The 26,328-nt window shown below is 58.4% G+C and carries 29 protein-coding genes and 1 tRNA gene; 5 read left to right on the plus strand and 25 right to left on the minus strand.

The window, feature by feature from the left end:
- Nucleotide 1: 1 nt before the first annotated feature.
- The 14 genes from P3S72_RS25005 to trmJ form a co-directional block, all read right to left on the minus strand.
- Complete coding sequence (locus P3S72_RS25005; protein ID WP_276194722.1) at nucleotides 2–1,009, minus strand: RodZ family helix-turn-helix domain-containing protein; 1,008 nt, start codon at nucleotides 1,007–1,009, stop codon at nucleotides 2–4.
- Nucleotides 1,009–1,767, minus strand: coding sequence for a type IV pilus biogenesis/stability protein PilW (gene pilW, locus P3S72_RS25010; protein ID WP_276194723.1), 759 nt, complete (start codon nucleotides 1,765–1,767; stop codon nucleotides 1,009–1,011). Before pilW ends, P3S72_RS25005 begins: the two co-directional genes overlap by 1 nt.
- 12 nt (nucleotides 1,768–1,779) lie before the next feature.
- Nucleotides 1,780–2,928 carry a 23S rRNA (adenine(2503)-C(2))-methyltransferase RlmN gene (gene rlmN / locus P3S72_RS25015; RefSeq protein WP_276194724.1) on the minus strand — a complete coding sequence of 383 codons (1,149 nt, stop codon included), beginning with the start codon at nucleotides 2,926–2,928 and terminating at the stop codon, nucleotides 1,780–1,782.
- Between the two features lie 28 nt (nucleotides 2,929–2,956).
- The gene (gene ndk, locus P3S72_RS25020; RefSeq protein ID WP_017846179.1) at nucleotides 2,957–3,382 is read right to left on the minus strand and encodes a nucleoside-diphosphate kinase; all 426 of its coding nucleotides are present in this window, start codon (nucleotides 3,380–3,382) and stop codon (nucleotides 2,957–2,959) included.
- Nucleotides 3,383–3,470: 88 nt separating this feature from the next.
- Entirely contained in the window at nucleotides 3,471–3,671 is a 201-nt protein-coding gene (gene iscX, locus P3S72_RS25025) for a Fe-S cluster assembly protein IscX (protein ID WP_276194727.1), read from the minus strand.
- 14 nt (nucleotides 3,672–3,685) lie between these two features.
- Nucleotides 3,686–4,027, minus strand: a complete 342-nt coding sequence (fdx, locus tag P3S72_RS25030) for an ISC system 2Fe-2S type ferredoxin (protein WP_247399833.1) — start codon at nucleotides 4,025–4,027, stop codon at nucleotides 3,686–3,688.
- A gap of 3 nt (nucleotides 4,028–4,030) precedes the next feature.
- Nucleotides 4,031–5,893, minus strand: a complete 1,863-nt coding sequence (hscA, locus tag P3S72_RS25035) for a Fe-S protein assembly chaperone HscA (protein ID WP_276194729.1) — start codon at nucleotides 5,891–5,893, stop codon at nucleotides 4,031–4,033.
- Between the two features lie 51 nt (nucleotides 5,894–5,944).
- On the minus strand, nucleotides 5,945–6,466 hold the full coding sequence (hscB, locus tag P3S72_RS25040; RefSeq protein WP_276194731.1) for a co-chaperone HscB: 522 nt from the start codon (nucleotides 6,464–6,466) through the stop codon (nucleotides 5,945–5,947).
- 8 nt (nucleotides 6,467–6,474) lie between these two features.
- Complete coding sequence (gene iscA / locus P3S72_RS25045) at nucleotides 6,475–6,798, minus strand: iron-sulfur cluster assembly protein IscA (protein WP_276194733.1); 324 nt, start codon at nucleotides 6,796–6,798, stop codon at nucleotides 6,475–6,477.
- 28 nt (nucleotides 6,799–6,826) lie between these two features.
- Complete coding sequence (iscU, locus tag P3S72_RS25050; protein WP_010565229.1) at nucleotides 6,827–7,213, minus strand: Fe-S cluster assembly scaffold IscU; 387 nt, start codon at nucleotides 7,211–7,213, stop codon at nucleotides 6,827–6,829.
- Between the two features lie 99 nt (nucleotides 7,214–7,312).
- Nucleotides 7,313–8,527 carry an IscS subfamily cysteine desulfurase gene (locus P3S72_RS25055; protein WP_276194736.1) on the minus strand — a complete coding sequence of 405 codons (1,215 nt, stop codon included), beginning with the start codon at nucleotides 8,525–8,527 and terminating at the stop codon, nucleotides 7,313–7,315.
- Between the two features lie 50 nt (nucleotides 8,528–8,577).
- Nucleotides 8,578–9,069 (minus strand): Fe-S cluster assembly transcriptional regulator IscR, encoded by a 492-nt coding sequence (iscR, locus tag P3S72_RS25060; protein ID WP_003194020.1) that lies wholly within the window; start codon nucleotides 9,067–9,069, stop codon nucleotides 8,578–8,580.
- A gap of 304 nt (nucleotides 9,070–9,373) precedes the next feature.
- On the minus strand, nucleotides 9,374–10,156 hold the full coding sequence (gene cysE / locus P3S72_RS25065) for a serine O-acetyltransferase (protein WP_247399826.1): 783 nt from the start codon (nucleotides 10,154–10,156) through the stop codon (nucleotides 9,374–9,376).
- Nucleotides 10,157–10,158: 2 nt separating this feature from the next.
- Nucleotides 10,159–10,929, minus strand: a complete 771-nt coding sequence (trmJ, locus tag P3S72_RS25070) for a tRNA (cytosine(32)/uridine(32)-2'-O)-methyltransferase TrmJ (protein WP_276194745.1) — start codon at nucleotides 10,927–10,929, stop codon at nucleotides 10,159–10,161.
- A gap of 145 nt (nucleotides 10,930–11,074) precedes the next feature.
- Here trmJ and suhB point away from each other — a divergent pair, with 145 nt between their 5' ends.
- On the plus strand, nucleotides 11,075–11,890 hold the full coding sequence (suhB, locus tag P3S72_RS25075) for an inositol-phosphate phosphatase (RefSeq protein ID WP_276194746.1): 816 nt from the start codon (nucleotides 11,075–11,077) through the stop codon (nucleotides 11,888–11,890).
- 209 nt (nucleotides 11,891–12,099) lie between these two features.
- On the opposite strand, the gene P3S72_RS25080 is transcribed toward suhB, so the two are convergent.
- The 6 genes from P3S72_RS25080 to queA form a co-directional block, all read right to left on the minus strand.
- Nucleotides 12,100–12,642, minus strand: coding sequence for a glycine zipper 2TM domain-containing protein (locus P3S72_RS25080; protein WP_276194748.1), 543 nt, complete (start codon nucleotides 12,640–12,642; stop codon nucleotides 12,100–12,102).
- Nucleotides 12,643–12,766: 124 nt separating this feature from the next.
- Entirely contained in the window at nucleotides 12,767–13,681 is a 915-nt protein-coding gene (gene secF / locus P3S72_RS25085) for a protein translocase subunit SecF (protein ID WP_247399227.1), read from the minus strand.
- A gap of 9 nt (nucleotides 13,682–13,690) precedes the next feature.
- Nucleotides 13,691–15,559 (minus strand): protein translocase subunit SecD, encoded by a 1,869-nt coding sequence (gene secD, locus P3S72_RS25090; protein WP_247399230.1) that lies wholly within the window; start codon nucleotides 15,557–15,559, stop codon nucleotides 13,691–13,693.
- A gap of 62 nt (nucleotides 15,560–15,621) precedes the next feature.
- Nucleotides 15,622–15,960, minus strand: coding sequence for a preprotein translocase subunit YajC (yajC, locus tag P3S72_RS25095; RefSeq protein ID WP_076017553.1), 339 nt, complete (start codon nucleotides 15,958–15,960; stop codon nucleotides 15,622–15,624).
- Nucleotides 15,961–16,003: 43 nt separating this feature from the next.
- A complete protein-coding gene (tgt, locus tag P3S72_RS25100) occupies nucleotides 16,004–17,119 on the minus strand; it encodes a tRNA guanosine(34) transglycosylase Tgt (protein WP_276197995.1) in 1,116 nt (371 codons plus the stop codon).
- A gap of 5 nt (nucleotides 17,120–17,124) precedes the next feature.
- Nucleotides 17,125–18,189: a tRNA preQ1(34) S-adenosylmethionine ribosyltransferase-isomerase QueA gene (queA, locus tag P3S72_RS25105; RefSeq protein WP_276194750.1), complete on the minus strand. Its 1,065-nt coding sequence runs from the start codon at nucleotides 18,187–18,189 to the stop codon at nucleotides 17,125–17,127.
- 108 nt (nucleotides 18,190–18,297) lie between these two features.
- On the opposite strand from queA, the gene P3S72_RS25110 reads away from it, so the two are divergent.
- A tRNA-Leu gene (locus P3S72_RS25110) sits at nucleotides 18,298–18,382 on the plus strand.
- A 163-nt stretch (nucleotides 18,383–18,545) separates the two neighbouring features.
- Here the strand turns inward: P3S72_RS25110 and P3S72_RS25115 are convergent.
- Nucleotides 18,546–18,854, minus strand: a complete 309-nt coding sequence (locus P3S72_RS25115) for a DUF3077 domain-containing protein (RefSeq protein WP_276194751.1) — start codon at nucleotides 18,852–18,854, stop codon at nucleotides 18,546–18,548.
- Nucleotides 18,855–19,266: 412 nt separating this feature from the next.
- Between P3S72_RS25115 and P3S72_RS25120 the strand changes: the two genes are divergently transcribed.
- Both P3S72_RS25120 and P3S72_RS25125 read left to right on the plus strand, forming a co-directional pair.
- The gene (locus P3S72_RS25120; RefSeq protein ID WP_276194752.1) at nucleotides 19,267–19,644 is read left to right on the plus strand and encodes a c-type cytochrome; all 378 of its coding nucleotides are present in this window, start codon (nucleotides 19,267–19,269) and stop codon (nucleotides 19,642–19,644) included.
- Nucleotides 19,645–19,853: 209 nt separating this feature from the next.
- Nucleotides 19,854–20,834 carry a GyrI-like domain-containing protein gene (locus P3S72_RS25125; protein WP_276194753.1) on the plus strand — a complete coding sequence of 327 codons (981 nt, stop codon included), beginning with the start codon at nucleotides 19,854–19,856 and terminating at the stop codon, nucleotides 20,832–20,834.
- A gap of 545 nt (nucleotides 20,835–21,379) precedes the next feature.
- Here the strand turns inward: P3S72_RS25125 and P3S72_RS25130 are convergent.
- A complete protein-coding gene (locus P3S72_RS25130) occupies nucleotides 21,380–21,916 on the minus strand; it encodes a dihydrofolate reductase family protein (protein ID WP_276194754.1) in 537 nt (178 codons plus the stop codon).
- Nucleotides 21,917–22,342: 426 nt separating this feature from the next.
- Between P3S72_RS25130 and P3S72_RS25135 the strand changes: the two genes are divergently transcribed.
- The gene (locus P3S72_RS25135; protein ID WP_276194755.1) at nucleotides 22,343–24,673 is read left to right on the plus strand and encodes a TonB-dependent receptor; all 2,331 of its coding nucleotides are present in this window, start codon (nucleotides 22,343–22,345) and stop codon (nucleotides 24,671–24,673) included.
- An 82-nt stretch (nucleotides 24,674–24,755) separates the two neighbouring features.
- Here P3S72_RS25135 and P3S72_RS25140 read toward each other — a convergent pair whose 3' ends face one another.
- The 3 genes from P3S72_RS25140 to flgA all read right to left on the minus strand — a co-directional run bounded on the left by P3S72_RS25140 (nucleotide 24,756) and on the right by flgA (nucleotide 26,241).
- Nucleotides 24,756–25,187, minus strand: a complete 432-nt coding sequence (locus tag P3S72_RS25140; RefSeq protein WP_247399298.1) for a flagellar protein FlgN — start codon at nucleotides 25,185–25,187, stop codon at nucleotides 24,756–24,758.
- A 27-nt stretch (nucleotides 25,188–25,214) separates the two neighbouring features.
- Nucleotides 25,215–25,493, minus strand: a complete 279-nt coding sequence (flgM, locus tag P3S72_RS25145; RefSeq protein WP_247399303.1) for a flagellar biosynthesis anti-sigma factor FlgM — start codon at nucleotides 25,491–25,493, stop codon at nucleotides 25,215–25,217.
- 88 nt (nucleotides 25,494–25,581) lie between these two features.
- Nucleotides 25,582–26,241: a flagellar basal body P-ring formation chaperone FlgA gene (gene flgA, locus P3S72_RS25150; RefSeq protein WP_276194756.1), complete on the minus strand. Its 660-nt coding sequence runs from the start codon at nucleotides 26,239–26,241 to the stop codon at nucleotides 25,582–25,584.
- Nucleotides 26,242–26,328: the final 87 nt, after the last annotated feature.

The raw sequence follows: 26,328 nt of genomic DNA on the forward strand, positions 1-26,328 counted from the left end.
ACTATTGTCCCAACTTCAGGCGAGCAGTTTCGCCACTGGTGAACGGCGCTACGTCGACAAGCTGGCCGTTGTAGGCCACTTGCGCACCACGGGCAAAGCCCAGACGCAGCGTCAAAGGAGGCTTGCCGCCCTGGTCGAGCGTATCTCCCTTACGCTTCATACCGCTAAACAGCACTTTGCCATTGCCATCGGTGAGTTGCGTCCAGCAGTCAGCGACGAAAGTAATATGTACGCGCCCGTCACCGGCGATCAACACAGGCGTGGTCGGCGGCGAAATCGCGGGCGCCGCAGGGGCGGTAGGCGCTGGCGTCTGCACAGGAGCGGCCGGCGCCACAGGTGCAGCCGGGGTGTGCGCCGTTGCAGGCGGTACGACCGGGGTATGCGCCGGTACAGCTGGAGCCGGCACCGCAGCGATGGCCGCCGGGGCCGATTCCACTGCGGGTTGCTCGGCAGTCACTGGCGCTTCAGGCGCAGCCTGGCCTTCGGCGACAGCCTGGTCTTCCGGCTCGTCCAATGGGTGAATCTGCGTGGTGCCGTCGGCGCTTTCGACTTCGACGTGCTCCAGAGCGTTGCTGGTCAAGTCCTTGGTGCGCTGGGAGGCTTGGTCCTGCCACCAGACGAAGCCGCCACCAATCACGGCGATCAGCAACAACAGGCTGACGATGCGCAGGATCGTGTGGGACACCCGCACCGGCTCTTCGATGCGCCCCAGACCATGGACATTGCTGCCCTGGGAGTCGGTGCCGGTGAACTGGTCGAATTGCTGGACCAATATGGTCTGGTCGATACCCAGTAATTTGGCGTAGGCGCGGATATAGCCGCGGGCGAAGGTATGCCCAGGCAGCTTGTCGAACGCGCCGGCTTCCAGGTTGCCCAGGGACGTGGTGGTCAAATTGAGCTTGAGGGCCACTTCCGCCAGAGACCAACCATTGCTTTCGCGGGCCTGACGCAAGGTGTCGCCTGGGTTTACGCGATTAGCTGCTACAACTTCCGGGTGCGCCGCTTTCATCATTGCTCCGACAGGTATTGCTGATATTCCGGGGTACCGGGATAGAGTCGTTCGAGTTGCTGGCCATAACGTGCGGCCGTGTCGCGTTCTTCATGAACCGTCGCCAGGCGCACTCCGAGCAATAGACTACGTGCATTTTGCCCGCTGAGCAGGCTAAAACGCTCGTAATAGTCACGTGCCGGCACATAATGCCTGTCTTCGTAAGACAACTCAGCCATTTCGAGCAAGGCGCGAGGCTGGCGACTGTTCAGGTGCAGGGCTTTTTCCAGGTGCTGGCGCGCGATATCACGCTGGCCGAGACGCTTGGAAGCCACCCCAAGGTTCTCGAACACCCGCGACCGCTCTGGGTAGAGGGTATCGGCGCAGGCTTGCTGGAAATAAAGGGACGCCTGTTCATAGCGTTTCTGTTCGAACAGGAAGCTGCCGTAATTATTCAGCAGCCGTGGATCGGCAGGGCGCGAAGCCAGGGCCTTGTTGAAATACTGATCGGCCAGCTCAGGCTCGGCCTGGGCCTGGAACACCAGGGCCAGTGCGCCATTGGCGTCGGCATCGTCGCTATCCAGCTCAAGAGCCCTCTTCAGCGGCACCTTGGCCTGCTCGCTCATGCCTTGGCGCAGGTAACCCAAGCCCAGTTGCACATAAGCCACTCGCGCCTCTTCACGACCCTTGCCGGTTTGCAAAGGGCTGTCATGGCCCGAAGAAACACAACCGGCCGCGAGACCGGTAACAAGCAATAGCAGCGCAAGGCGCAAGGGCATAGAGATCCTCTCTCAGGTTCGAGTCGCAGTGCTTTGCGGCATATCGTCGGCGGCGCTCAGTTCGCGCACCGCGATATAACGTTCGCTGCGACGGGTGCGATCCAGCACCTGTCCTACCAATTGGCCACAAGCGGCGTCGATGTCTTCACCACGGGTGGTGCGCACGGTGACGTTGTAGCCGGCCTGGTGCAGTTGATCCTGGAAACGGCGGATGGCGTTGTTGCTCGGCCGCTCGTAGCCAGAATGTGGAAACGGGTTGAAAGGAATCAGGTTGATCTTGCACGGGGTGTTCTTGAGCAGTTCGATCATCTCGACCGCGTGCTCGACCTTGTCGTTGATGTCCTTGAGCATAGTGTACTCAATGGTCAACACGCGCTTCTCGCCCAAGGTCGCCATGTAACGCTGGCAAGACTCGAGCAGCATCTTAAGCGGATACTTCTTGTTGATCGGCACCAATTGGTTACGCAATGCGTCATTGGGTGCGTGCAGCGATAACGCCAGGGAGACGTCGATGTGCTTGGACAGCTCATCGATCATCGGTACCACGCCGGAAGTCGACAGGGTCACACGGCGCTTGGAGATGCCGTAGCCCAGGTCGTCCATCATCAGGTGCATGGCGGCGATGACGTTATCGAAGTTCAGCAGCGGCTCACCCATGCCCATCATCACCACGTTGGTGATGGCACGGTCGACGGTTGCCGGGACGCTGCCAAAGGATTTGTTGGCAATCCACACCTGGCCGATGACTTCGGCGGCGGTGAGGTTGCTATTGAAGCCTTGCTTGCCGGTGGAGCAGAAACTGCAGTCCAGGGCACAGCCTGCCTGGGACGAAACGCACAAGGTGCCACGTTTGCCCTGGGGAATGTAGACGGTCTCGACGCAACTGCCGGACGCCACGCGCACCACCCACTTACGGGTGCCGTCGCTGGAGATGTCCTCGCTGACAACCTCGGGACCACGGACCTCGGCAATAACCTTGAGCTTGTCGCGCAGGGCCTTGCTGACGTTCGTCATGGCGTCGAAATCGTCGACACCAAAGTGGTGAATCCACTTCATTACCTGACCGGCACGGAAACGCTTCTCCCCGATTGAGTCGAAGAATTTTTCCATTTCCTGCTGAGTCAGACCCAGCAGGTTGGTTTTTACAGTCGATGTAGTCATGGATTCACCTTCACTCTTAAGCCAATGCTTAGCGAGTGGTTACTTCAGTAGCTGCGAAGAAGTACGAGATTTCGCGAGCAGCAGCGGCTTCGGAGTCAGAACCGTGTACAGCGTTGGCGTCGATGGAATCAGCGAAATCAGCACGGATGGTGCCGGCAGCGGCTTCTTTAGGGTTGGTAGCGCCCATCAGCTCACGGTTCAGAGCGATAGCGTTTTCGCCTTCCAGAACCTGAACAACAACAGGACCGGAGATCATGAAGGCAACCAGGTCGCCGAAGAAGCCACGAGCGCTGTGCTCAGCGTAGAAGCCTTCAGCTTCAGCCTTGGACAGTTGCTTGAGTTTCGAAGCTACAACCTTCAGGCCGGCTTTTTCGAAACGAGTGGTGATCTCGCCGATGACGTTTTTTGCAACAGCGTCAGGCTTGATGATGGAGAAAGTACGTTGAACAGCCATGGTGTAACTCCAGAAACGGTAATTTACGAAAAATTAAACCCGCGAATTATACGCGGGTTCTTGGGTATTGCCTAACCTGCGGGGATGATCAGTCTATTTCTTCGATCCAGAGAGCCTGGACCGCTTCCAAGACCTTCTCGCCGCAACGGCCAGAAGTATTGTCGAAATCGGGAAGCTCCATGATCCACTGCTGCAGGTCGACGAAGTTGACCATCAGCGGGCTCACATCCGGCTTGGCTTCAGCCAGTTCTTCAGCAATGCGCTGCACATCATTCCAACCGTAACTCATGACAGTACCACCAGTCAGTGCGCCGCTTCGGCCGCATGGTTGAGCGAATATTTCGGAATTTCGACGGTGATGTCTTCAGTCCCGACCTTGGCCTGACAGCTTAGGCGAGAAGTCGGCTCCAGGCCCCAGGCACGGTCAAGAAAGTCTTCTTCCAACTCGTCCGCCTCTTCCAGAGAGTCGAAACCCTCGCGAATAATGCAGTGGCAAGTGGTGCAAGCGCAGACACCACCGCACGCACTCTCGATTTCGATGTGGTGCTCATGGGCAACTTCGAGGATGGACTTGCCGGTCTCAGCCTCCACGACCATACCGTCCGGGCAATGCTCGGCGTGTGGCAGAAAAATGACCTGCGGCATCAATTATTCCTCAATTTCATTCAGGTTGCGGCCCGCCAGGGCGGCTTTTACCGTCTGGTTCATGCGGCGGGCGGCGAAGGCATCGGTCACTTGCGACAAGCGCTTGGTCTGCTGCTCGATGGCATAGCCATCGGAGCCTTTCATCAATTCGGCCAGCTCCTGCATCTGCAGGTCGATGACCATGCGCTCTTCAGCATCCAGCAGGCGTTCGCCGTCGACCTCCAGTGCGCCCTGCACCGCTTCGAGCAGGCGCCGGGCATCGACTTGCTGCTCACGCAGTACGCGGGCGACCTTGTCGTCACCGGCATACTGGAACGAATCCTTGAGCATCTTGGCGATTTCGCCATCGGTCAGACCGTAGGACGGCTTGACCTGGATGCTGGCTTCAACGCCCGAGCCCAATTCACGCGCAGCCACGCTGAGCAGGCCATCAGCGTCGACCTGGAAGGTCACGCGAATTTTCGCCGCACCCGCAACCATCGCCGGGATACCGCGCAATTCAAAGCGTGCCAGGGAGCGGCAGTCGCTGATCAGCTCACGCTCGCCTTGCAGCACATGAATCATCATGGCCGTCTGGCCATCTTTGTAAGTGGTGAAGTCCTGGGCGCGGGCGACGGGGATGGTGGTGTTGCGTGGAATCACCTTCTCCATCAGGCCACCCATGGTTTCCAGCCCCAGGGACAACGGAATCACGTCGAGCAGCAGCAGTTCGCCACCGTCGCGCTTGTTGCCTGCCAGGGTATCGGCCTGGATCGCGGCACCAATGGCCACCACTTGATCCGGATCGATTTCAGTCAGCGGCTGACGGCCAAACGCTTCGGCAACAGCGTCGCGAACGCGCGGCACACGGGTCGAACCACCGACCATCACCACGGCAGCGACATCTTCCAACTCAACACCGGAATCACGCACGGCGCGGCGGCAAGCCTTGAGGCTGCGGGCGACCATCGGCTCGATCAACGAATCGAAGGCTTCACGGGTCAGCTGGGCCGACCAATTGCCGTAGGAAACGTCAACAGAGACCGCGCCAGTCAGGGCTTCCTTGGCGGCACAGGCGGTTTGCAGCAGATGGCGCTGCTCGCCGGGGTCTAGGTCAGCGGACAAACCGGCACTGTTGATGATCCAACCGGCGATCGCGTGGTCGAAGTCATCGCCGCCCAGGGCCGTATCACCACCAGTGGCCAACACCTCAAAGACACCGCCAGTCAGGCGCAGGATTGAAATATCAAAGGTGCCGCCGCCCAGGTCGTAAATTGCGACCAAGCCTTCGGCATGCTGATCCAAGCCGTAAGCCACGGCAGCAGCGGTCGGCTCATTGAGCAGACGCAGCACGTTCAGGCCGGCGAGCTTCGCCGCATCCTTGGTGGCTTGGCGCTGAGCGTCATCAAAGTAGGCTGGAACCGTAATTACCGCGCCGACCAGTTCGCCGCCCAAGGTGGTTTCCGCGCGCTGGCGCAGCACCTTGAGGATATCGGCCGACACTTCCACCGGGCTTTTCGGGCCCTGGACGGTGTCGATGAACGGCATGTGCGACTCACCGCCAACAAAGCGGTACGGCAACTGGTCACCCAATTGCTTGACGTCGGACAACCCACGACCCATCAAGCGCTTGACCGACAGCACGGTGTTCAATGGATCGGTAGAGGCTGCCCGCTTGGCCGACTCACCGACTTCGGTGTGATCAGCGTGATAGCGCACTGCCGACGGCAGGATCACCTGGCCATCAGCATCGGGCAGCGGCTCGGACAGGCCGCTGCGCAAGGCGGCGACCAGGGAATTGGTGGTGCCCAAGTCGATTCCGACCGCCAGGCGACGCTGGTGCGGTTGAGGACTTTGGCCGGGTTCGGCGATCTGCAGTAGGGCCATGGTAATCAGGTCTTATCTGTCTTTCAGGCGTGCAACATGGGCAGCGCTGGGTTAATCGTCGAGGCGCTCTTCTAACTGGCGCACTTCGTAGGTGAGCTTGTCGAGGAACTGCATGCGCCGCATCAGGCGTTCTGCCTGCTCACGTTGCGCTGCATCATCCCAACAGGCTGCGAAGCTTTCGTAGAGCGCATCCTGAGCCACTTTCAGACGCCGCTTGAAGACCGCGACACCCGCCAGATCGGCTTCGTCCTGCAAGTCTTCGAGCTCTTCGCGCAACTGCATCTGCTGCATCAGAAAGTCCGGATCGTGCACCGTGACTTCCAGCGGCAACTCACCACCATTCATCGCGAGCAGGTAACGCGCGCGCTTGGGGGGGCTTTTGAGCGTCTGATAGGCTTCGTTGAGGCTGGCCGATTGCTCCAGCGCCAGGCGTTGCTCGCGCTCGGAAGCGTCAGCGAAGCGGTCCGGATGCACGCCACGCGCCAATTCACGGTAGCGCGTGGCAAGCTGCTCGAGGTCCAGCCGAAAGCTCGGCTGCAGCTCGAATAAAGCGAAATGACAAGGATTGCCCACAAGTAGCCTCAGATGTTGAAGCTTTCGCCGCAGCCACATTCACCGCGCACGTTGGGGTTGTTGAACTTGAAGCCTTCGTTCAACCCTTCCTTGACGAAATCGAGTTCGGTGCCGTCCAGGTAGGTCAGGCTTTTCGGGTCGATGATCACTTTCTCGCCGTGACTTTCGAACACCTGATCTTCCCCCACCACCTCGTCGACAAACTCCAGCACATAGGCAAGGCCGGAACAGCCCGTGGTGCGAACACCCAGACGAATCCCCTCACCTTTACCGCGCCCATCCAGGGAGCGTCGCACGTGCCGCGCAGCCGCTTCTGTCATGCTGATAGCCATCGTTGACTCCTTACTCGTCGCCAAATGCTTAGATCAAGCCTTTCTTCTGCTTGTAGTCACGAACGGCGGCCTTGATGGCGTCTTCTGCGAGCACGGAGCAGTGGATTTTCACTGGCGGCAGAGCCAGTTCTTCGGCCAGTTGGGTGTTGCTGATAGTCACAGCCTCATCCAGGGTCTTGCCTTTCATCCATTCGGTCGCCAGGGAGCTGGAGGCGATAGCCGAACCGCAGCCGTAAGTCTTGAACTTGGCGTCTTCGATAACGCCCGCCTCATTGACTTTGATCTGCAGGCGCATCACATCGCCGCACGCCGGAGCGCCGACCATGCCGGTGCCGACATCAGGGTCTTCCGCATCCATCTTGCCGACGTTGCGCGGGTTTTCGTAGTGGTCAATGACCTTTTCGCTGTAAGCCATGGTACTGAATCCTCACTCATCAGGGCCGCTCTGGAGCCCTGTAAAAACGCCTGCGTTTTCCGCCACGTTCCTACAGAGCCGGGGTGGCGGCTTCTATAGTTAGTGTGCCGCCCACTCGATCTTGGAAATATCGATGCCGTCTTTGTACATATCCCAGAGCGGCGACAAGGTGCGCAGCTTGGTGACGGCCTCGCAGACTTTCTGCGCGGCGTAGTCGACTTCTTCTTCGGTGGTGAAACGGCCAAACGTAAAGCGGATCGAGCTGTGCGCCAGTTCGTCGTTGCGGCCAAGGGCGCGCAGCACGTAGGACGGCTCAAGGGAGGCCGAGGTGCAGGCCGAACCGGACGAAACCGCCAGGTCCTTGAGCGCCATGATCAGCGACTCGCCTTCGACGTAGTTGAAGCTCAAATTCAGGTTGTGCGGTACACGGGCAGTCATGCTGCCATTGATGTACAGCTCTTCAAGGTTTTCGACCTGCTTGTAGAAGCGATCGCTCAGAGCCTTGATGCGCACGTTTTCGGCAGCCATGTCTTCCTTGGCTACGCGGAATGCTTCGCCCATACCAACGATCTGGTGGGTCGCCAGGGTGCCCGAACGCATGCCGCGCTCGTGACCGCCACCGTGCATGGTGGCTTCGATGCGCACGCGAGGTTTGCGGCTCACGTACAGGGCACCGATGCCTTTAGGACCGTAGGTTTTGTGCGCCGAGAACGACATCAGGTCGACTTTCAGCTTCGACAGGTCGATGTCGACCTTGCCGGTGGACTGAGCAGCGTCGACGTGCAGCAACACACCTTTGGAGCGGGTCAGCTCGCCGATGGCCACGATGTCGTTGATGGTGCCGATTTCGTTGTTCACGTGGATCACGGAAACCAGGATGGTGTCATCACGCATCGCCGCTTCGATCATCGCCGGCGTCACGATACCGTCGGTGGTCGGCTCGAGGTAGGTGACTTCGAACCCTTCACGCTCCAATTGGCGCATGGTGTCGAGGACCGCCTTGTGCTCGATCTTGGTGGTGATCAGGTGCTTGCCTTTGGTCGCGTAGAAATGCGCGGCGCCCTTGATTGCCAGGTTGTCGGATTCGGTAGCTCCGGAGGTCCAGACGATTTCGCGTGGGTCGGCACCCACCAGGTCAGCGACTTGACGACGAGCGTTTTCAACCGCTTCTTCGGCTTTCCAGCCAAATACGTGGGAACGGGACGCCGGGTTGCCGAAGTTTCCGTCAACCAGCAGGCATTCGCTCATCTTTTGCGCGACACGTGGATCAACTGGGGTGGTCGCTGAGTAATCAAGGTAAATCGGCAATTTCATGGACTTTCTCCTAAATCAGGCTGGCTGGCGTGCCGTTAGCTCTTCGGCTGTCACTCGACGGCGGACGCTTCAATCTTGTCCAGACGCGGCGCCTTGGTGTTGCAACGGCGCTGGTCCTGACGCTGGGCTACTTCTTGCACCTCACGGCGAGTCACAAGATCAGCCAAGCTGATACCACTCAAAAACTCATGGATCTGCAGGCTCAAGTCACACCACAAGTGGTGGGTCAGGCAGGTGTCGCCGGCGTGGCAATCACCCAAACCCTGGCATTTGGTGGCATCGACGGATTCGTTGACCGCGTCGATCACCTGGGCCACCTGGATACCCTGCATATCGCGGGACAGTTGATAGCCGCCACCCGGCCCACGCACGCTGGAGACCAGATTGCTGCGGCGCAATTTGGCGAACAGCTGTTCGAGGTAGGACAGGGAAATGCCTTGGCGCTCGGAGATATCGGCCAGGGACACCGGCCCAGTTTGCGCGTGCAAAGCCAAATCAAGCATGGCGGTCACCGCGTATCGGCCTTTTGTAGTCAGTCTCATGGACAAGTACCAAGGTGTTTCAGAATGGGAGCAAGTATGCGATTCCCGAGTATTTAAGTCAACTATAAGACCTAGTACTTTAGTCAGGATTAGCCGTAAAAAGGGCGCGCAAATAATATCAGGATGGGGTGGGGACGAACAGCAGGAACAGGGCCGAGCAGGAATTCAGAGACCAATGGAGATCAACATGCGGAAGGGGGCTTGCTCCCGATGGCGACGGATCAGTCAATGTATTGGCTGACTGACCCACCGCTCTCGGGAGCAAGCCCCCCTCCCACAGGGTATTTCGGCTGATCGTGGGACTTCAGCCAGCCTTGGTGGCGGCTTCGTCTTTGATCTCGGCGAAATCCTCTTCGCGCAGCTCAGGCAGGTCTTTCGCACAATAGCTGCTGCCCAATTCCTTCAGCGCGCCGCACATGCCGTCCAGCTTGCCGTCTACCGCTTGCAGGTGGTCAAGCAACTGGCCGATGGCACGGGCCACCGGGTCGGGCATGTCTTCGCTGACGCCGTAGGCATCGAAGCCAATCTTCTCGGCCATGGCTTTACGCTTGGCTTCCTGCTCATCACCGACCTCAGGCTTGACGATGATCCGCCCTGGAATACCAACCACGGTTGCCCCCGGCGGCACGGCTTTGGTCACCACTGCATTGGAGCCGACCTTGGCCCCAGCCCCCACAGTGAACGGACCAAGCACCTTGGCGCCCGCCCCTACCACCACGCCGTTTTCCAGGGTCGGGTGGCGCTTACCTTTATTCCAACTGGTGCCGCCCAGGGTCACGCCCTGGTACAGGGTCACGTCATCACCAATTTCGGCGGTCTCGCCAATGACGATGCCCATGCCGTGGTCGATGAAGAAGCGGCGGCCGACCTTGGCGCCCGGGTGAATCTCGATGCCGGTCAACCAACGCCCAAAGTTGGACACCACCCGCGCCAGCCATTTCCAACCCATGCCCCACAAGGCACCGGACAGCCGATGAATCCAGATCGCATGCATGCCCGGGTAGCAAGTCAGCACTTCAAAGGCATTGCGCGCCGCCGGGTCCCGGTGGAAAACACTCTGGATATCTTCTCGCAAACGCTCGAACATTTTTAATCCTTCCGCTTAAGAAGCTCGCCACGGGCCGCTTTCTGGGTTTCCGTGAGGATGCCACGCAATATATTCATTTCCGCTCGGCTGACCGAGCTGCGTCCGTACAGGCGACGCAGGCGCGCCATCAAGTGCCGGGGTTTTTCCGGATCGAGAAATTCGATGGCCACCAGGGTTTGCTCCAGGTGCTCATAGAACCGCTCCAGCTCGTCCATGGTGGCCAATTCGCCACTTTTGGTCGATGCCACTTCATCCTTCTCGACCTTGCTCGGCTGCCCTTCAGCGGCCAGCCAGGCCATGCGCACTTCGTAACTCAACACCTGCACCGCCGCCCCGAGGTTCAGCGAGCTGAACTCGGGGTCTGATGGAATATGCACGTGATAATGACATCGCTGCAGCTCTTCGTTGGTCAGGCCGGAGTCTTCACGACCGAACACCAGGGCGATTTCAGCGCCGCCGGCGGCTTCCTCCACCACTTTGGTCCCGCACTCACGCGGATCGAGCAATGGCCAAGGGATTCGACGGTCGCGGGCGCTGGTGCCAAGCACCAGGTTGCAGCCGACCAATGCATCTTCCAGGGTGGCGACGACCTGGGCATTTTCAAGGATGTCATTGGCGCCAGAGGCACGGGCATCGGCCTCGTGGTGCGGGAACACGCGCGGCTCGACCAGCACCAGGCGCGTCAGCCCCATGTTTTTCATGGCTCGCGCCACCCCGCCGATATTGCCGGGATGACTGGTATTGACCAAGACGACACGAATGTTTTGCAGCAAGGGAGGCGCTCTCGGACACGGGAAAGGGGAGCAAATCTTACAGAACAGCCTAAGGTTATGCCATGAAAGCTCACGTCGTCCTTCACCTGAAGAAAGTTTCTGCTAGAATGCTCGGCTTTCTTTAACAACCTTAGGTGACACATCCATGCAGCCCATGCTGAATATCGCGCTGCGCGCCGCCCGCAGCGCCAGTGAATTGATCTTCCGCTCCATCGAGCGCCTGGATACCATCAAGGTCGACGAAAAAGACGCCAAGGATTATGTATCCGAGGTGGATCGCGCCGCCGAGCAGAAAATCATCGACGCCCTGCGCAAGGCCTACCCTACCCACAGCATTCTCGGCGAAGAAACCGGCATGCATAAAGGCAGCGGCGAAGGCGAAGACTACCTGTGGATCATCGACCCACTGGATGGCACCACCAACTTCCTGCGCGGCATCCCGCACTTTGCCGTGAGCATCGCCTGCAAATACCGTGGCCGCCTGGAACACGCCGTTGTGCTGGACCCGGTTCGCCAGGAAGAATTCACCGCCAGCCGTGGCCGTGGAGCCCAGTTGAACGGTCGTCGCCTGCGCGTCAGCGGCCGCACCAGCCTGGACGGCGCCCTGCTGGGCACCGGCTTCCCATTCCGTGACGACCAGATGGACAACCTGGACAACTACCTGGGCATGTTCCGCGCCCTGGTTGGCCAGACCGCCGGCATCCGCCGCGCCGGTGCAGCCAGCCTGGACCTGGCCTACGTGGCCGCCGGTCGTTTTGATGCATTCTGGGAATCGGGCCTGTCCGAGTGGGACATGGCGGCGGGCGCGCTGCTGATCCAAGAAGCCGGCGGCCTGGTGAGCGACTTCACTGGTGGTCACGACTTCCTAGAAAAGGGCCACGTGGTTGCCGGTAACACCAAATGCTTCAAGGCAGTATTGACGGCGATCCAGCCGCACCTGCCGGCTTCGCTGAAGCGCTAAGCGAGCGAGCGAGCACAAAAAAGCACCCCTCGGGGTGCTTTTTTTATGCCTGGAATTTGGCGTTAACTTAAATACCAGCAACACCACAAGCCAACCGTGGAAGGGGGCTTGCCCCGGATATCGGAGTTTCAGCTACAGATAGACTGACTGACACACCGCCATCGGGGGCAAGCCCCCTCCCCACATTGTGAACTGCGCCAGGCCCGGAATTACGGCTGGTTCTGACCGAGAATCAAACGCCCCTCTTTATCGACCGGGATCTGACCGCCTGGATCACGATCCATGCGCACCGTACCTTCCTTGCCACCCAAGGTGTAACGCACGTCATAGCCGACAACCTTGTCGCTGATGTCGTTGACGGTGTTACAACGGGTTTGCGTGGTGGTGTAGGTATCGCGGTTCTGCATGCCTTCCTGAACCTTGTTACCGGCGTAGCCGCCACCGACCGCACCGGCTACGGTGGCCAGTTTCTTACCGTTACCGCCACCGACCTGGTTACCCAACAGGCCACCCGCCAGCGCACCGACCACCGTACCAACGATCTGGTGTTGATCCTGCACCGGCTTCTGCCGGGTCACTGCGACGTCCTTGCAGACCTCGCGAGGCGTCTTAATCTGGGTGTTCACCGGCTGCACCGCCAGCACTTGCGCATACTCAGGGCCGCTTTTTACCAGGCTATAGGTGGCAACAGCACCCCCGGCAGTCACACCGACAGCACCCAATACCGCACCAACCAGCAACGACTTGTTCACGTTGAACCTCCTGACCATCACAAACGGACCGAAAGATCCGCGCTATACCCAGCCTTGGAGCAAAAAAAAAGGCGCGAGTTCAATACTCGCGCCTTCTTTGTAACAACAAATCAACGCTCACCCATCAAGGGCGGTCGTCGACCTCCTTGCCAGTCGCGGCCGGAGGGATCAGGTCTTCGCTGTTGAGGTTCAGCCAGATCAGTACCACGTTGGCGATGTAGATCGACGAGTAGGTGCCCGCCAGAACGCCGATAAACAGCGCCAGGGAGAAGCCCCACAGGTTGTCACCACCAAAGATCATCAGTGCCGCGATCGCCAGCAAGGTGGAGATCGACGTCGCCATGGTCCGCAACAGGGTCTGAGTGGTGGAGATGTTGATGTTCTCGATCAGCGTCGCCTTGCGCAGTACGCGGAAGTTCTCTCGAACCCGGTCGAATACCACGATGGTGTCGTTGAGGGAGTAACCAATGATCGCCAGCACGGCAGCCAGTACGGTCAGGTCGAAGGTGATCTGGAAGTACGCCAGGATACCCACGGTTACCACCACGTCATGGATCAGCGACACAATGGCGCCAACCCCGAACTTCCACTGAAAGCGGAAAGCCAGGTAGATCATGATGCCGCCGAGCGCCATCAGCATGCCGAGACCACCCTGGTCGCGCAGCTCTTCACCCACTTGCGGGCCGACGAACTCGACGCGCTTGACCGACGCTGGGTTATCACCGCCGACCTTCTGCAAGGCCTCGGCGACCTGATGACCCAGTTGCGGGTCTTCGCCCGGCATGCGCACCAGCAGGTCGGTGGTCGCACCGAAGCTCTGCACGATGGCTTCGTGATAGCCGGCCTTGACCAGCTCGCTGCGCACCTGGCTAACGTCGGCTGGCTTCTCGTAGGTCAGCTCGATGAGCGTACCGCCGGTGAAGTCCAGACCGTAGTTAAGGCCCTTATGGAACCAGCTGAACAACGCCAGAACGGTAAGGAGCACAGTGACGCCGAACGCAATATTGCGAACGCCCATGAAGTTGATTGTACGTAACATGGCAGCCCCTTAAATCCACAACTTCTTGAAGTCACGCCCGCCAAAGATCAGGTTGACCATTGCGCGGGTCACCATGATGGCCGTGAACATCGAGGTAAAGATACCGAGGGACATGGTCACCGCAAAACCTTTGACCGGGCCGGTACCCATGGCAAAGAGAATCCCGCCGACCAGCAATGTGGTCAGGTTGGAGTCGAGAATCGCGGTAAATGCCCGGCCGAAGCCTTCGTTGATTGCACGCTGAACGGTCATGCCAGCGGCGATCTCTTCACGAATCCGCGAGAAGATCAGCACGTTGGCGTCCACCGCCATACCCATGGTCAGCACGATACCGGCGATACCTGGCAGGGTCAGCGTAGCACCCAGCAGCGACATCAAGGCCAGCAGCATCACCATGTTGCCCGCCAGGGCCACGGTAGCGATGATGCCGAAGAAGCGGTAGATGGCGATGATGAACAGCGACACGAACAGCATGCCCCACAAGGCCGCATCGACACCCTTGGTGATGTTGTCGGCACCCAGGCTCGGGCCGATGGTGCGCTCTTCAGCGAAGTACATCGGCGCAGCCAGGCCACCGGCACGCAGCAGCAGGGCCAGCTCGGACGATTCGCCCTGGCCGTTCAGGCCGGTGATGCGGAATTGAGCACCCAGCGGCGACTGGATGGTCGCCAGGCTGATGATCTTCTTCTCTTCCTTGAAGGTCTGCACCGGCACGTCTTTCTCGACGCCGTTGACCATTTGCTTGGTGTAGGTGGTGATCGGGCGTTGCTCGATGAAGATCACCGCCATGCTGCGACCGACGTTGCTGCGCGTGGCGCGGCTCATCAGTTCGCCGCCGTGGCCATCCAGGCGGATGTTCACTTCAGGCGTACCGTGCTCGCCGAAACCGGCCTTGGCGTCAGTCACCTGGTCGCCGGTGATGATCAAGCCACGCTCGATCTGCGCCGCAGGGCGGTTGCCTTCACGGAACTCGAAGGTCTCGGAAGTGGCTTTGGAAGCACCCGGCTCGGCGGCCAGACGGAATTCCAGGTTGGCTGTCTTACCGAGGATGCGCTTGGCTTCAGCGGTGTCCTGCACGCCCGGCAGCTCAACCACGATGCGGTTGGCACCCTGGCGCTGAACGATCGGCTCGGCCACACCCAGTTCGTTGACGCGGTTACGTACCGTGGTCAAGTTCTGCTTGATGGAGTATTCGCGGATTTCCGCCAGCTTGGCCGGGGTCATCGCCAGACGCAGTACAGGTTGACCGTTGAGGTCGGCCGGTACGATGTCGAAATCGTTGAAGTTCTTGCGGATCAGCGCACGGGCCTGTTCGCGCGCGGCCTCGTCAGAGAAGCCCAGCTGGATGGCACCGTTGAGCTGCGGCAGGCTGCGATAACGCAACTTCTCTTTACGCAGCAGGCTCTTCACGTCGCCTTCGTAGACTTTCAGGCGCGCGTCGAGGGCCTTGTCCATGTCGACTTCCAGCAGGAAGTGAACACCACCGGACAAGTCCAGACCCAGCTTCATCGGGTGCGCACCAATGCTGCGCAGCCATTTTGGCGTGGTCTGTGCCAGGTTGAGCGCGACAACATAGTCGTCACCCATGGCCTTGCGCACGACATCTTTGGCCGGCAACTGGTCTTCTTGCTTGGTCAGGCGCAACAAGCCGCCCTTCGCATCAGCTGCCAAGGTTGCCGCTTTAACCTGGATACCCGCATCGGTGAGCGCTTTGCTCGCGCGTTCCAGGTCAGCCTGATTGACCTTCAGCGAAGTGCTGGCGCCAGAGATCTGGATCGCAGGGTCATCAGGATAGAGATTGGGAGCGGAATAAATAAAACCGATCGCCAGCACCGCCAGGATCAGTAGGTATTTCCACAGAGGGTATTTGTTCAGCATCACGCCGCCCGCTTATAACGCGGGGCGCCTTGCGCGCCCCGTCGATTGGTAAAGGTTGGAACTTAGATCGCTTTGAGCGTGCCTTTAGGCAACGTGGCGGCGATGGCGCCCTTCTGGAACTTCATTTCTACGGTGTCGGAGACTTCCAGAACCACGAAAGCGTCGGAAACCTTGGTGATCTTGCCCGCGATACCGCCGGTCGTCACAACTTCGTCACCTTTTTGCAGGCTGCCGAGCAGGTTTTTCTGCTCTTTGGCGCGCTTGGCCTGTGGACGCCAGATCATCAGGTAGAAGATGACCAGGAAGCCGACCAGGAAAATCCACTCGAAACCACCGCCCAGGGGGCCGGCAGCAGCAGGCGCAGCGGCATCAGCCATGGCGTTAGAGATAAAAAAGCTCATTTAGCACTCCAGTTGCAAATAGTGAATCTTAGGGTCGGAAAACTCAGTCCAAGGGCGGCACAGGGAGCCCGCGCTTGGCATAGAAGGCATCGACGAAGGCGGCCAATGTACCCTGTTGAATAGCCTCGCGCAAACCAGCCATCAGGACTTGGTAGTGACGCAAATTGTGGATGGTATTCAACATGCTACCCAGCATTTCCCCGCACTTGTCCAGATGGTGCAGATAAGCACGGGAGAAGTTCTGGCAGGTGTAGCAGTCACAGGTGGGATCGAGCGGCGAATCATCATGGCGATGGAACGCGTTACGGATCTTCAGCACGCCTGTATCGATGAACAGATGCCCATTGCGGGCATTACGGGTTGGCATCACGCAATCGAACATGTCCACACCGCGGCGCACACCCTCTACGAGATCTTCCGGTTTGCCAACGCCCATAAGGTAACGAGGTTTGTCAGCCGGCATCAGGCCCGGCAGGTAATCCAGCACCTTGATCATCTCGTGCTTGGGCTCACCTACCGACAGACCGCCGATGGCCAGGCCGTCGAAGCCGATCTTGTCCAAGCCTTCCAGCGAGCGTTTACGCAGGCTTTCATGCATGCCGCCCTGGACGATACCGAACAGCGCCGCGGTGTTGTCGCCGTGGGCGTTCTTCGAGCGCTGGGCCCAACGCAGCGACAACTCCATGGAAACCCGCGCGACGTCTTCATCAGCCGGGTACGGCGTGCATTCGTCAAAAATCATCACAATGTCGGAGCCCAGGTCGCGCTGGACCTGCATCGACTCTTCCGGGCCCATGAACACTTTGGAACCGTCGACCGGCGAGGCGAAGGTCACGCCCTCCTCCTTGATCTTGCGCATCGCGCCCAGGCTGAACACCTGGAAACCACCCGAGTCAGTGAGGATCGGGCCTTGCCACTTCATGAAGTCATGCAGGTCGCCGTGCTTCTTGATCACTTCCGTGCCCGGGCGCAGCCACAGGTGGAAGGTGTTGCCGAGGATGATCTCGGCGCCGGTGGCGACGATGTCGCGCGGCATCATGCCTTTGACGGTGCCGTAGGTGCCCACAGGCATGAATGCCGGGGTCTCGACGGTGCCGCGCGGGAACGTCAGGCGACCGCGACGGGCTTTGCCGTCAGTGGCCAGCAATTCAAACGACATACGGCTCATAGTTGTTCCTCGGGGCCCGCTTCTTTAGGGGCAGTCGGCGCCGGATTACGGGTGATAAACATCGCATCACCGTAGCTGAAAAAACGGTATCCATTGTCGATGGCGGCCTGATAAGCAGCCATGGTTTCCGGATAACCGGCAAATGCCGACACCAGCATCAACAGCGTGGATTCCGGCAAATGGAAGTTGGTCACCAGGGCATCGACCACATGAAACGGCCGGCCAGGGTAAATAAAGATATCGGTGTCGCCACTGAACGGCTTGAGCACGCCATCACGCGCCGCGCTTTCCAGGGAACGCACGCTGGTGGTGCCCACGGCAATAACCCGTCCGCCGCGCGCCTTGCACGCGTTGACCGCGTCCACGACGTCCTGGCTGACTTCCAGCCATTCGCTGTGCATATGGTGGTCTTCGATGTTATCCACACGCACCGGCTGAAACGTCCCGGCCCCCACGTGCAGGGTCACATACGCAGTCTCGACGCCCTTGGCGGTGATCGCATCCAGCAACGGCTGGTCAAAATGCAGCCCGGCCGTCGGCGCGGCCACGGCGCCGAGGCGCTGGGAGTAGACCGTCTGATAGCGCTCGCGGTCCGAGTCTTCGTCGGGGCGGTCTATATAAGGAGGTAACGGCATATGGCCGACGCGTTCCAGCAGCGGCAACACTTCCTCGGCAAACTTGAGCTCGAACAACGCATCATGGCGCGCCACCATCTCGGCTTCGCCACCGCCATCGATCAGCAGGGTCGAACCCGGTTTCGGCGACTTGCTGGAACGCACATGGGCCAGCACGCGATGACTGTCCAACACCCGCTCCACCAGAATTTCCAGCTTGCCGCCGGAGGCTTTCTGGCCAAACAGCCGCGCCGGAATCACACGGGTATTGTTGAACACCATCAAATCGCCTGGGCGTAAATGCTCAAGCAAATCAGTGAATTGACGGTGTGCGAGGGCACCACTCACCCCGTCCAGGGTCAGCAGTCGACTGGCGCGACGCTCGGCCAAAGGGTGGCGAGCGATCAGCGAATCAGGGAGCTCAAAAGTAAAGTCAGCAACGCGCATGATGGGGTTCGTCTAGCAGGGCCGGGAAGTCTAGCGGAAATAGTCAAAATTGACCATGAAACGTGATTGACCAACGGTAATCTCATCTCTATACTTCGCCGCCATTGAGCCCTGATGGCGGAATTGGTAGACGCGGCGGATTCAAAATCCGTTTTCGAAAGAAGTGGGAGTTCGATTCTCCCTCGGGGCACCATCTTAAAAAAAGACCTTGAAATTCAAGGTCTTTTTTTTCGCCTGTCGAAAAGTGGGCAACCGACAAAATCCCTGGCCACCGCTCCCTCAACTTGAAACACGGCCCGCTGTGGGAGCTGGCTTGCCTGCGATAGCGTCAGCCGCAACGCCCTCAAACCACCAGACTAAATACCCGCCACGTCTCCCTCCTCCATCACCCCATTGGGCAACACCCCATTCGCCAAATCATCCACCACCGCCTTTGCCATCTCCCCCAAATAATGCGCCGCCCAGGCATAACGATCCGCGCCCGTGTCCATGGCGGCATCCAACGCCAGCAGTTTTGAACAGCGCAGCAACTCGGAGGCATGCTCCAGGGCATCGCGGATGGGCACGCCGGAATTGACGCGGAATAGCCGGTGAAGGTTGGGCAGTTTGCCACAGGTGGAAAAGGTGATGACACCTAGGGTTTTGTTGAGGGGTAGGTTGATCATTGGACACCTCCTGGATGGGCGGAGGTGTGGGTTTTGGGATTGCGGGGGTATGGCCTGTCAGAAATACTCATGGCTTAAGCTCCTAATATAGTGAGCCTATTGTTTCTCGGATTCTCAAGTCTGGTCGCTGGGTTGGAAGCGACGGGGAGGAAGTTAGCGCAGGAGCGATTGGGGTTGAAAGTCAGTATCTGTGGCGAAAAGTTTCCATTAGGTCGCTCGGGGTTAGCGAACCACGCCGATTCCCCCCCAGATGCAGGAAACAACCGGGGTCTGCCCCCGATTACTTCCGGGAAAACGTATTGGTTTAATGGGCATCAGAAATGACAGTGTGCGCAGACGCGATGGCTGATATCTTTCCCGCGCGCCCAATCGCGTCCAATCAACGCCGATCCAATCAAGGAAGATAAAAACAATGAAAGTATTGCTCATCGCTTCGCTAGGAATTTTGTCGCTGACTCAAACATCACTATCCTTCGCGGATAATGCTAATGGAAAAAATCTCTATCTACAGCGATGCAGCATGTGCCATGGAATGGATCTCAAAGCAACAGGACCGCTGGCTAAAAAAAGTAATCCGCCGACTCCTGATCTAACAACGCTCGCTTTCAAAAAACGATTAAATGATTATCCGGGCGTGATAGTGTCTTCGATAATACTTCGCCCAAATGGCGACTTAATTCCAAGAACCTTGCGAGAGAATGGAGTAAAGCTATCGCCGCACTCATGGAGCGTTAAGGATTTTCGCGATTTAAATCAATACATGGGTGGCGTTATTTCACAAACCCGATGACCGTTGAAGTGCCTGGTCCTATGCTGTCTCCTTGGATTGACATGCCGCTTTAAGCGCTCTGCCAACAGTTCAAACTCGATACATTTGCTACGGATTGGCCTACGCTGGAACAGCAGGCTGCCGAGAAAGAAACGAAGAACGCGCTGCGGTTATCGCAGGAGCTCAACGGCTCAACAGCCACATGAACGGTGATTTTTAGAATAGCTAACATGACGACCAAGCCTTCTGCGCAAGTATCCCGCGCTGAGTACGCGCGACGGATAAATCGTGTACTCAACTACATCGATGCTCACCTCGATCAGCCGTTAGATGGCGCGCAGTTAGCCGACATCGCCAATTTCTCGCGCTTCCATTTTCATCGAATTTTCGCCGCATGGATGGGCGAAACGCTTGGCAGTTACGCACAGCGTCGACGGCTCGAGAAGGCGGCCTTCCGGCTGTCCTGTGGTAGCCATGAAACAGTACTTGAAACAGCGTTGGCCACCGGCTTCCACTCGGGCGAAGCGTTTGCGCGAGCCTTCAAACTCAAGTTCGGCTGCACGCCATCGACCTGGCGCTCCACGACTCTTCAGCGGCTGAAAATGCAGGCGTCCGCGATCGGACAGCAACCAGGCAACCAAGAGAGCAATCCTGATCAGGTCTTCAGCAATATCCATCAGGAAGGCGAGCCCGCGCTCGGTGAATCTGACGTCTCTTATCGGCTAACGGAAACTTGTGCCATGGATGTACGTATCATTGATTTACCAAAAGCACGCGTCGCGTATCAACGATTGATCGGTCCATATGGGCCCGCCATCGGCGAATTTTGGCGCGGTACCATTGCGCCGTGGATGCACTCAAATGGCCTCAGTGATGAAACGTGTTATGGCATAGGTCATGACGACCCGTCTCTCACTCCAGCCAACAAGTGCCGCTACGACGCTTGCGTCGAAGTACCGGCACATTTTGTTGCTAGCGGCCAGGTCGATATTCTAGCTCTGCCGGGCGGCCGTTATGCCGTAGCGAGTTTCAAAGGGAAAGCTAAGGTTTTAGGTAACGCCTGGATATGGCTGACGCGTGAATGGATGCCGTCCAGCGGACTACAATGCGACGATAGGCCTTGCTTCGAGATGTTTTCTGCGACCACGGCACTTGACCCACACACCGGTGAGTTTAGCTGCGACATCTGCATTCCAGTGCGAGCGCTGTAACTCAACTCCCGCGTGCCGCATTGTTTAGGGGCGTGAGCGCATCGCATTCACCAGCCACTATCGTTATGCCATGCAGCTGCATGGCATGACGCAAAATCGAGCAAGCGATAAGAGCCCATATCCCTAACGCAGCATTCGTTAAAGTCCATCATTGATCTAGCTGCACAGGTGAAAATCAGACGAGTTAATTCTCTTCACTCGAAATGGTTTACGGCCGATTGTGTTGAAAAAGTCGGTTTTCCCAAAACACTCGAAATTGATGGATGAAAACACCTCTGTTGCACGCTGCTACGTTAAATCCGAGTCCTGAACCTTCTGCCAAAAACTCAGATTTCAATCTCAGGCGCGTACTTTTCTGCCGTGGAATTCGAAGCCGACTTTTTCAACAGAATCGGTCGATTTCTGCCGGTCATATCCGGCAGAAGTCGCCCCTTAACTCACTGCCAGCCAGAAGAAAAGCCAACGTCCACGAGAATCGGCCTCGGCAAATAAATCCGCCCCCCCTTTTCCCTCATTGCTCTAGATCGAACATCCTCGCGAACCGGTCATACAGTCAACCGATAGGTAGACTGCACCAACCCCGAAGGAAAGCTGCAACTGGATACCAGTTCCAAGCCAATGTCCTTCTTCAGGGCCCCAAACAATCGCCTTCCCGATCCGATCAGTACGGGAACAGTGGTAATCACCATATCGGCGACTAACCCATCGCGCAGGAAGGATTGCACCAACTGCCCGCCGTCGACATAGACACGATGCACGCCTTGCCTCGTCAGTTCGGCCATCAGCTCCCCTGGTGCGAGGTTTGAGAAACGCAGCGTGCCCTTCAGCGCCTCGGGCACGGGCGTAGCGGCCAGTTGTTCAGACAGAACCACTACGGGCCGGTCGTAGAACCATGTGTCGAAGGTCCGCACCTTCTCATAGCTGCCTCGCCCCATCACGATTACATCCTTGTCGGCAATGAAGGCGCAGTAGCCGTGATCTTCATTCGGATCATCACGCTGCAAAAGCCAGTCAATGTCGCCATCTGGCCGGGCGATGAAGCCGTCCAGGCTGACGGCGATGAAAACATGTGCAGTGGCCATCAGGGCCTCCCTATAGAAACGCCGTTTATTCATCCATGATCATAAGCCGAATAAAAGGCTCGCCCTATCCCAATCTCTGCGCCTGATAACAGGCGTGTATCACTCCCCGTCAACGGCACTGCAATGTAGACCGCACCGGCACTTACACCTGCCATGGGCATAAGGAGGAAAACGTTGGCGGTTATAGTTAGCCAACTAACCTGTTCATGCTTATTACCGCAATACCGAAAACAACACATCGCCTCATCCAAAAGTCTTAACTCCCCTATTAATAGGTCGTGATTTTGCAAAGAGGCGTTGACGTATTTGTCACGTCAGGAATATGGTTTTCATACCCCCTCGCGCTTTATCAAGTGTCCCCCGAAGTCCGGGGTTATACGTATTGGTAAATTGCGAAAAAAATAAAAACAAATACGCAGGCCGACCATGCACCAGACGTTAAAACGTATGCTCCTCTGCTCGGCCTGCATTTACGTCCCCATTTTCGCGCACGCGCAAGAAACGGAATTGCCGACGATCCAAGTCATCGGCAGTTCGCCCGTCGCCGGCGACTCAATCGATCGGGATAAAGTGCCGACCGATACTCAATCGCTGATTGCCGACGATTTCGACCGCAATAAATCAGCCTCAGTATTAGACACGCTCTCTCAACAGACCCCAGGCCTTCAGATCTCCGATGTCCAGGGCAACCCGTTCTCGCAGGACATCAATTTGCGTGGCTTCAGAGCCTCCGCTATGCAAGGAACCCCGCAGGGGCTGGCCGTTTATCTGAACGGCGTGCGTATCAACGAAGCGTTTGGCGATACCGTGAATTTTGACCTGGTGCCCACCGTGGCCATTGACCGTGCTGACGTATGGACCAGCAATCCGGTCTTCGGACTCAACGCCCTCGGCGGGGCGATCAATCTGCAACTGAAGAACGGCTTCACCTATGACGGACTGGAAGCCGAGGTCACAGGAGGATCATTCGGACGCATCGGCAGCTCTCTGCAATACGGCGCCCAAAAAGACAACTGGGCCTTCTACACCTCCGGTGAAGAAATCCATGAAGACGGCTGGCGCGATCACTCCTCTTCGAGGATCAAGCGGTTCTACACCGACCTTGGCTACAAGGACGACGAACGTGAGTTCCATCTAAGCCTCTCGGGCGCGTCGAACACGCTGGGGGTCATTGGCCCGACCCCAGTCGAGGAACTGGCCCGAAAATACTCGAGCGTCTACACGTTTCCCCAGACAACCGAAAACAACATGTTGATGATCGGCCTTAACGGCAAGGTTTCGATCAATGACGACTGGGCGGTGCAAAGCAATATCTACGTGCGCCATTTCGACCAGAAACATGTCGATGGCAACACCTCCGATGTGGCTGCATGTGCGGGCGACCCAACGCAGTTATGCCTTGGCGACGCGGCCACGCAGAACGCCAGGAGCGGAGAAAACCTATCATCGAACTTGCTGCCTGGCTCCGGATTGAACCAGGGGATCGCCGGGTCAATAGACCGCACTCACGTCGACTCCGACACCGTCGGCGCCTCTCTCCAGACCACGTATGACGGCTCGCTCCTGAAGCTGAACAATCATTTCGTGGCAGGCGCCAACATCGACTACTCCAGCCTGTCGTTTTCCGGAAGCAATGAGCTCGGGACGATACCGGACACCACAATAGATCCTTACGTAATCGGCTCCGGAATCACGTATCAAACCAGCGACGGCTTGATTCAACCGGTCAGGCTGAGAGCGAAGAATACGTATCAGGGGCTGTTTTCCTCCGATACGCTCGACATCACCGATCGCCTGTCGGCCACGCTCGGTGCGCGGCTGAATATCGCTCAGATCAACCTGAATGACGCGCTGGGGAACTCCCCCGAACTCACCGGTGATCATCGCTACGCTCGCTTGAACCCGCTCACCGGCCTCACCTACAAGCTGACGCCAGACCTGACCGTGTACGGCGGCTACTCCGAAGCCAACCGTGCCCCCACACCGCTCGAACTGGGTTGCGCAAACCCGGCGAAACCCTGCTTGCTCGAAGGCTTCCTGGTGTCAGACCCAACCCTGAAACAGGTGGTCTCAAAAACATACGAGGCAGGTCTTCGTGGTCACAGCACGGTGGGCGCCGACTCGACGATTGACTGGAAACTCGGCGCTTTCCGGACTAACAACACCGATGACATCGTCAGCCAGCCCAGCAGCCTGGTCCCAGGCTATGGCTACTATGTGAATGCGGGCAAAACCCGTCGCCAGGGTATCGATGCCTACGTCCAGTACCGAACTTCCGACTGGTCTGCCTACACGACGCTGGCCTATGTCGATGCAACCTACCAATCCAACCTGAGCCTGACGTCGGCCAACAATCCTCAAGCCGATGCCAACGGCAATATTGCTGTCGCCCGAGGCGAAAAAATCCCCGGTATTTCGCCATGGCAATTGAAGATGGGCGGGGATTATAAATTGACACCTGCCTTGACCGTGGGCGCAGACATGATCACCAACAGCAGCCAGTATTATGTTGGCGACGATTCAAACCAGAATGCCAAGTTGGCCGGATACGCGGTGTTCAATGTCCACAGCGATTATCAGCTCACCAAAACAATCAAACTGTTCGCAAAACTGGACAATGCCCTTGATCGCAAATATGCCACCTACGGTACTTTCGCGGCCGTGGGCGACATCCCGTCGCTTGGGCTATCAAATCCGCAAACAACCACCCCTGCGGCGCCTCGATCGATGTATGCCGGCTTCAATGTAAAATTCTGAGTCCCTCAACACGGCGAGCTCGTATTGAGAAGCCGGGCTGATCAGCGGGCGCGGCGCGGGAGAAAAACCACCCGCGTCCAGCTCACCCATCACTTCGCTGCGTCCGCCCATCCGGCCCATACAACTTGTTACCGCCAATACGATTAAGAAACCCAACAATCCGCTGGTTACACGCCATCCGCTGCCTCAGCGCCTCACCATTGGCAACATTGACCTCCCGCGCCCGCCGCGCCAGCGCCTGCACTTCCCGCCAAGCCGCCAGGCAATCAGCATCCTGCGCCGCCCTCTGCGCCCCTTGCCGCCCTGCCCCATAGCCGAGCTTCAACTGCGCCCCAGACCGAATCGCTTCCAACTGCTCCAGCTTCTGCAACGCCGCCTGCTTGCACGCGGTCAGTTCCTGCAGTTTTTCACCGTCGACCTTGGCCTGGGCCAATGCACGCCGTTCCAGTTCCAGCCAGTCAACCAGCTCGACAATCGCCTGCTGCTGCAACGCCAAGTGTTTAGCCAGACTCATAGGCACCTGCTGCTCATCGACCAACGCTCATGGGAGGGTTTCGCGCACGCTTGCGGCCAGGCCGTCGAAGATCGAATCCGCGCTGACCTGGTAGGTGCCACTGTCGATGGCCTGGCGCAGCGCCGCGACCTTCTCCATGTCCACGTCCGCCGACGTCGCGACCTGCGAGCTGGCGGTGCTGCTGGAGACTTGCACACCGTCGTCGAGGGTGGCTTCGAGGGGTTGCACTTCAACGCGTTGATTACCGCCTGCTTTGCTGTCAGCGGGCGCCAGGGTGTTGGTCAGGTTTGCACTTATGATTTTCACGTTAGAGGCTTCAATTGGCTGTGGTTGGGTCAACTATCGGCAATCGCGACGGCAAACTTTGACCGGTAATCGGGTTTCGCTGAAAAAATCAGTAACGCAGCAGCAATTCATTCTGGCCTACCACCTGGGCGTTGAGCATTTTGCCATCGTTGCCCACGACCCTTACGGTGCTGCCCAGGCCGCCGTTATCCAGTGCCTTGCCTTCGCGGCTGATGCTGAAGCCAGCGCCCTGGGCCTGCAGGACCACGCGGGCGTTCCGCTCGACCAACCAACGCTCGCGCACGTGATTTGTGGTGATCACCATGCCCCGGCTTAGGTTGCGGCTGGCCTGGCGGCCGATGATCTGCGATGGCTCGAACACACTGCCTTTGGGCAGGCGTTCCAGCGGGCCGCGCTTGAGTTCCAGCATCGGGGCCTTGATCACCTCGCCCGCGGCGATGCGCTGACGGCTGACCACATAGTCGCCGACCACCCGCACGCTGACTTGCAGGTAACCCGCGACCTCGTCCAGGCAGCGCACGCCCACGGCCACTCGACCGATCACGCTTTGCTCCGGGCGCACCAGATATGGCCGTGGATGTGCGCAGGCCGCGATGCGCGCTGCCGGCTGGCCGATGTCCACCGCGACCAACTGGGAGCGCGCGGGCAAGCGTGGCGCAATCACCTCGCGCACCTGGTCCTGCAGGCCATCCGCCTGGGCCAGGGTGCAGCACAACAGGCCCATCAAGCCCCACATCCGTCTTGTCATCGATCCCGCCCTCCGCGCTACCCAGCGCAGAATTCTAGTCGCCCCGCCGACAAGGCAAGGCCTGAATTGGTCGTCAAATAGCCGCCT

The sequence above is a fragment of the Pseudomonas sp. D3 genome, from assembly GCF_029320995.1.
GTDB classification, from domain to species: domain Bacteria; phylum Pseudomonadota; class Gammaproteobacteria; order Pseudomonadales; family Pseudomonadaceae; genus Aquipseudomonas; species Aquipseudomonas paraveronii.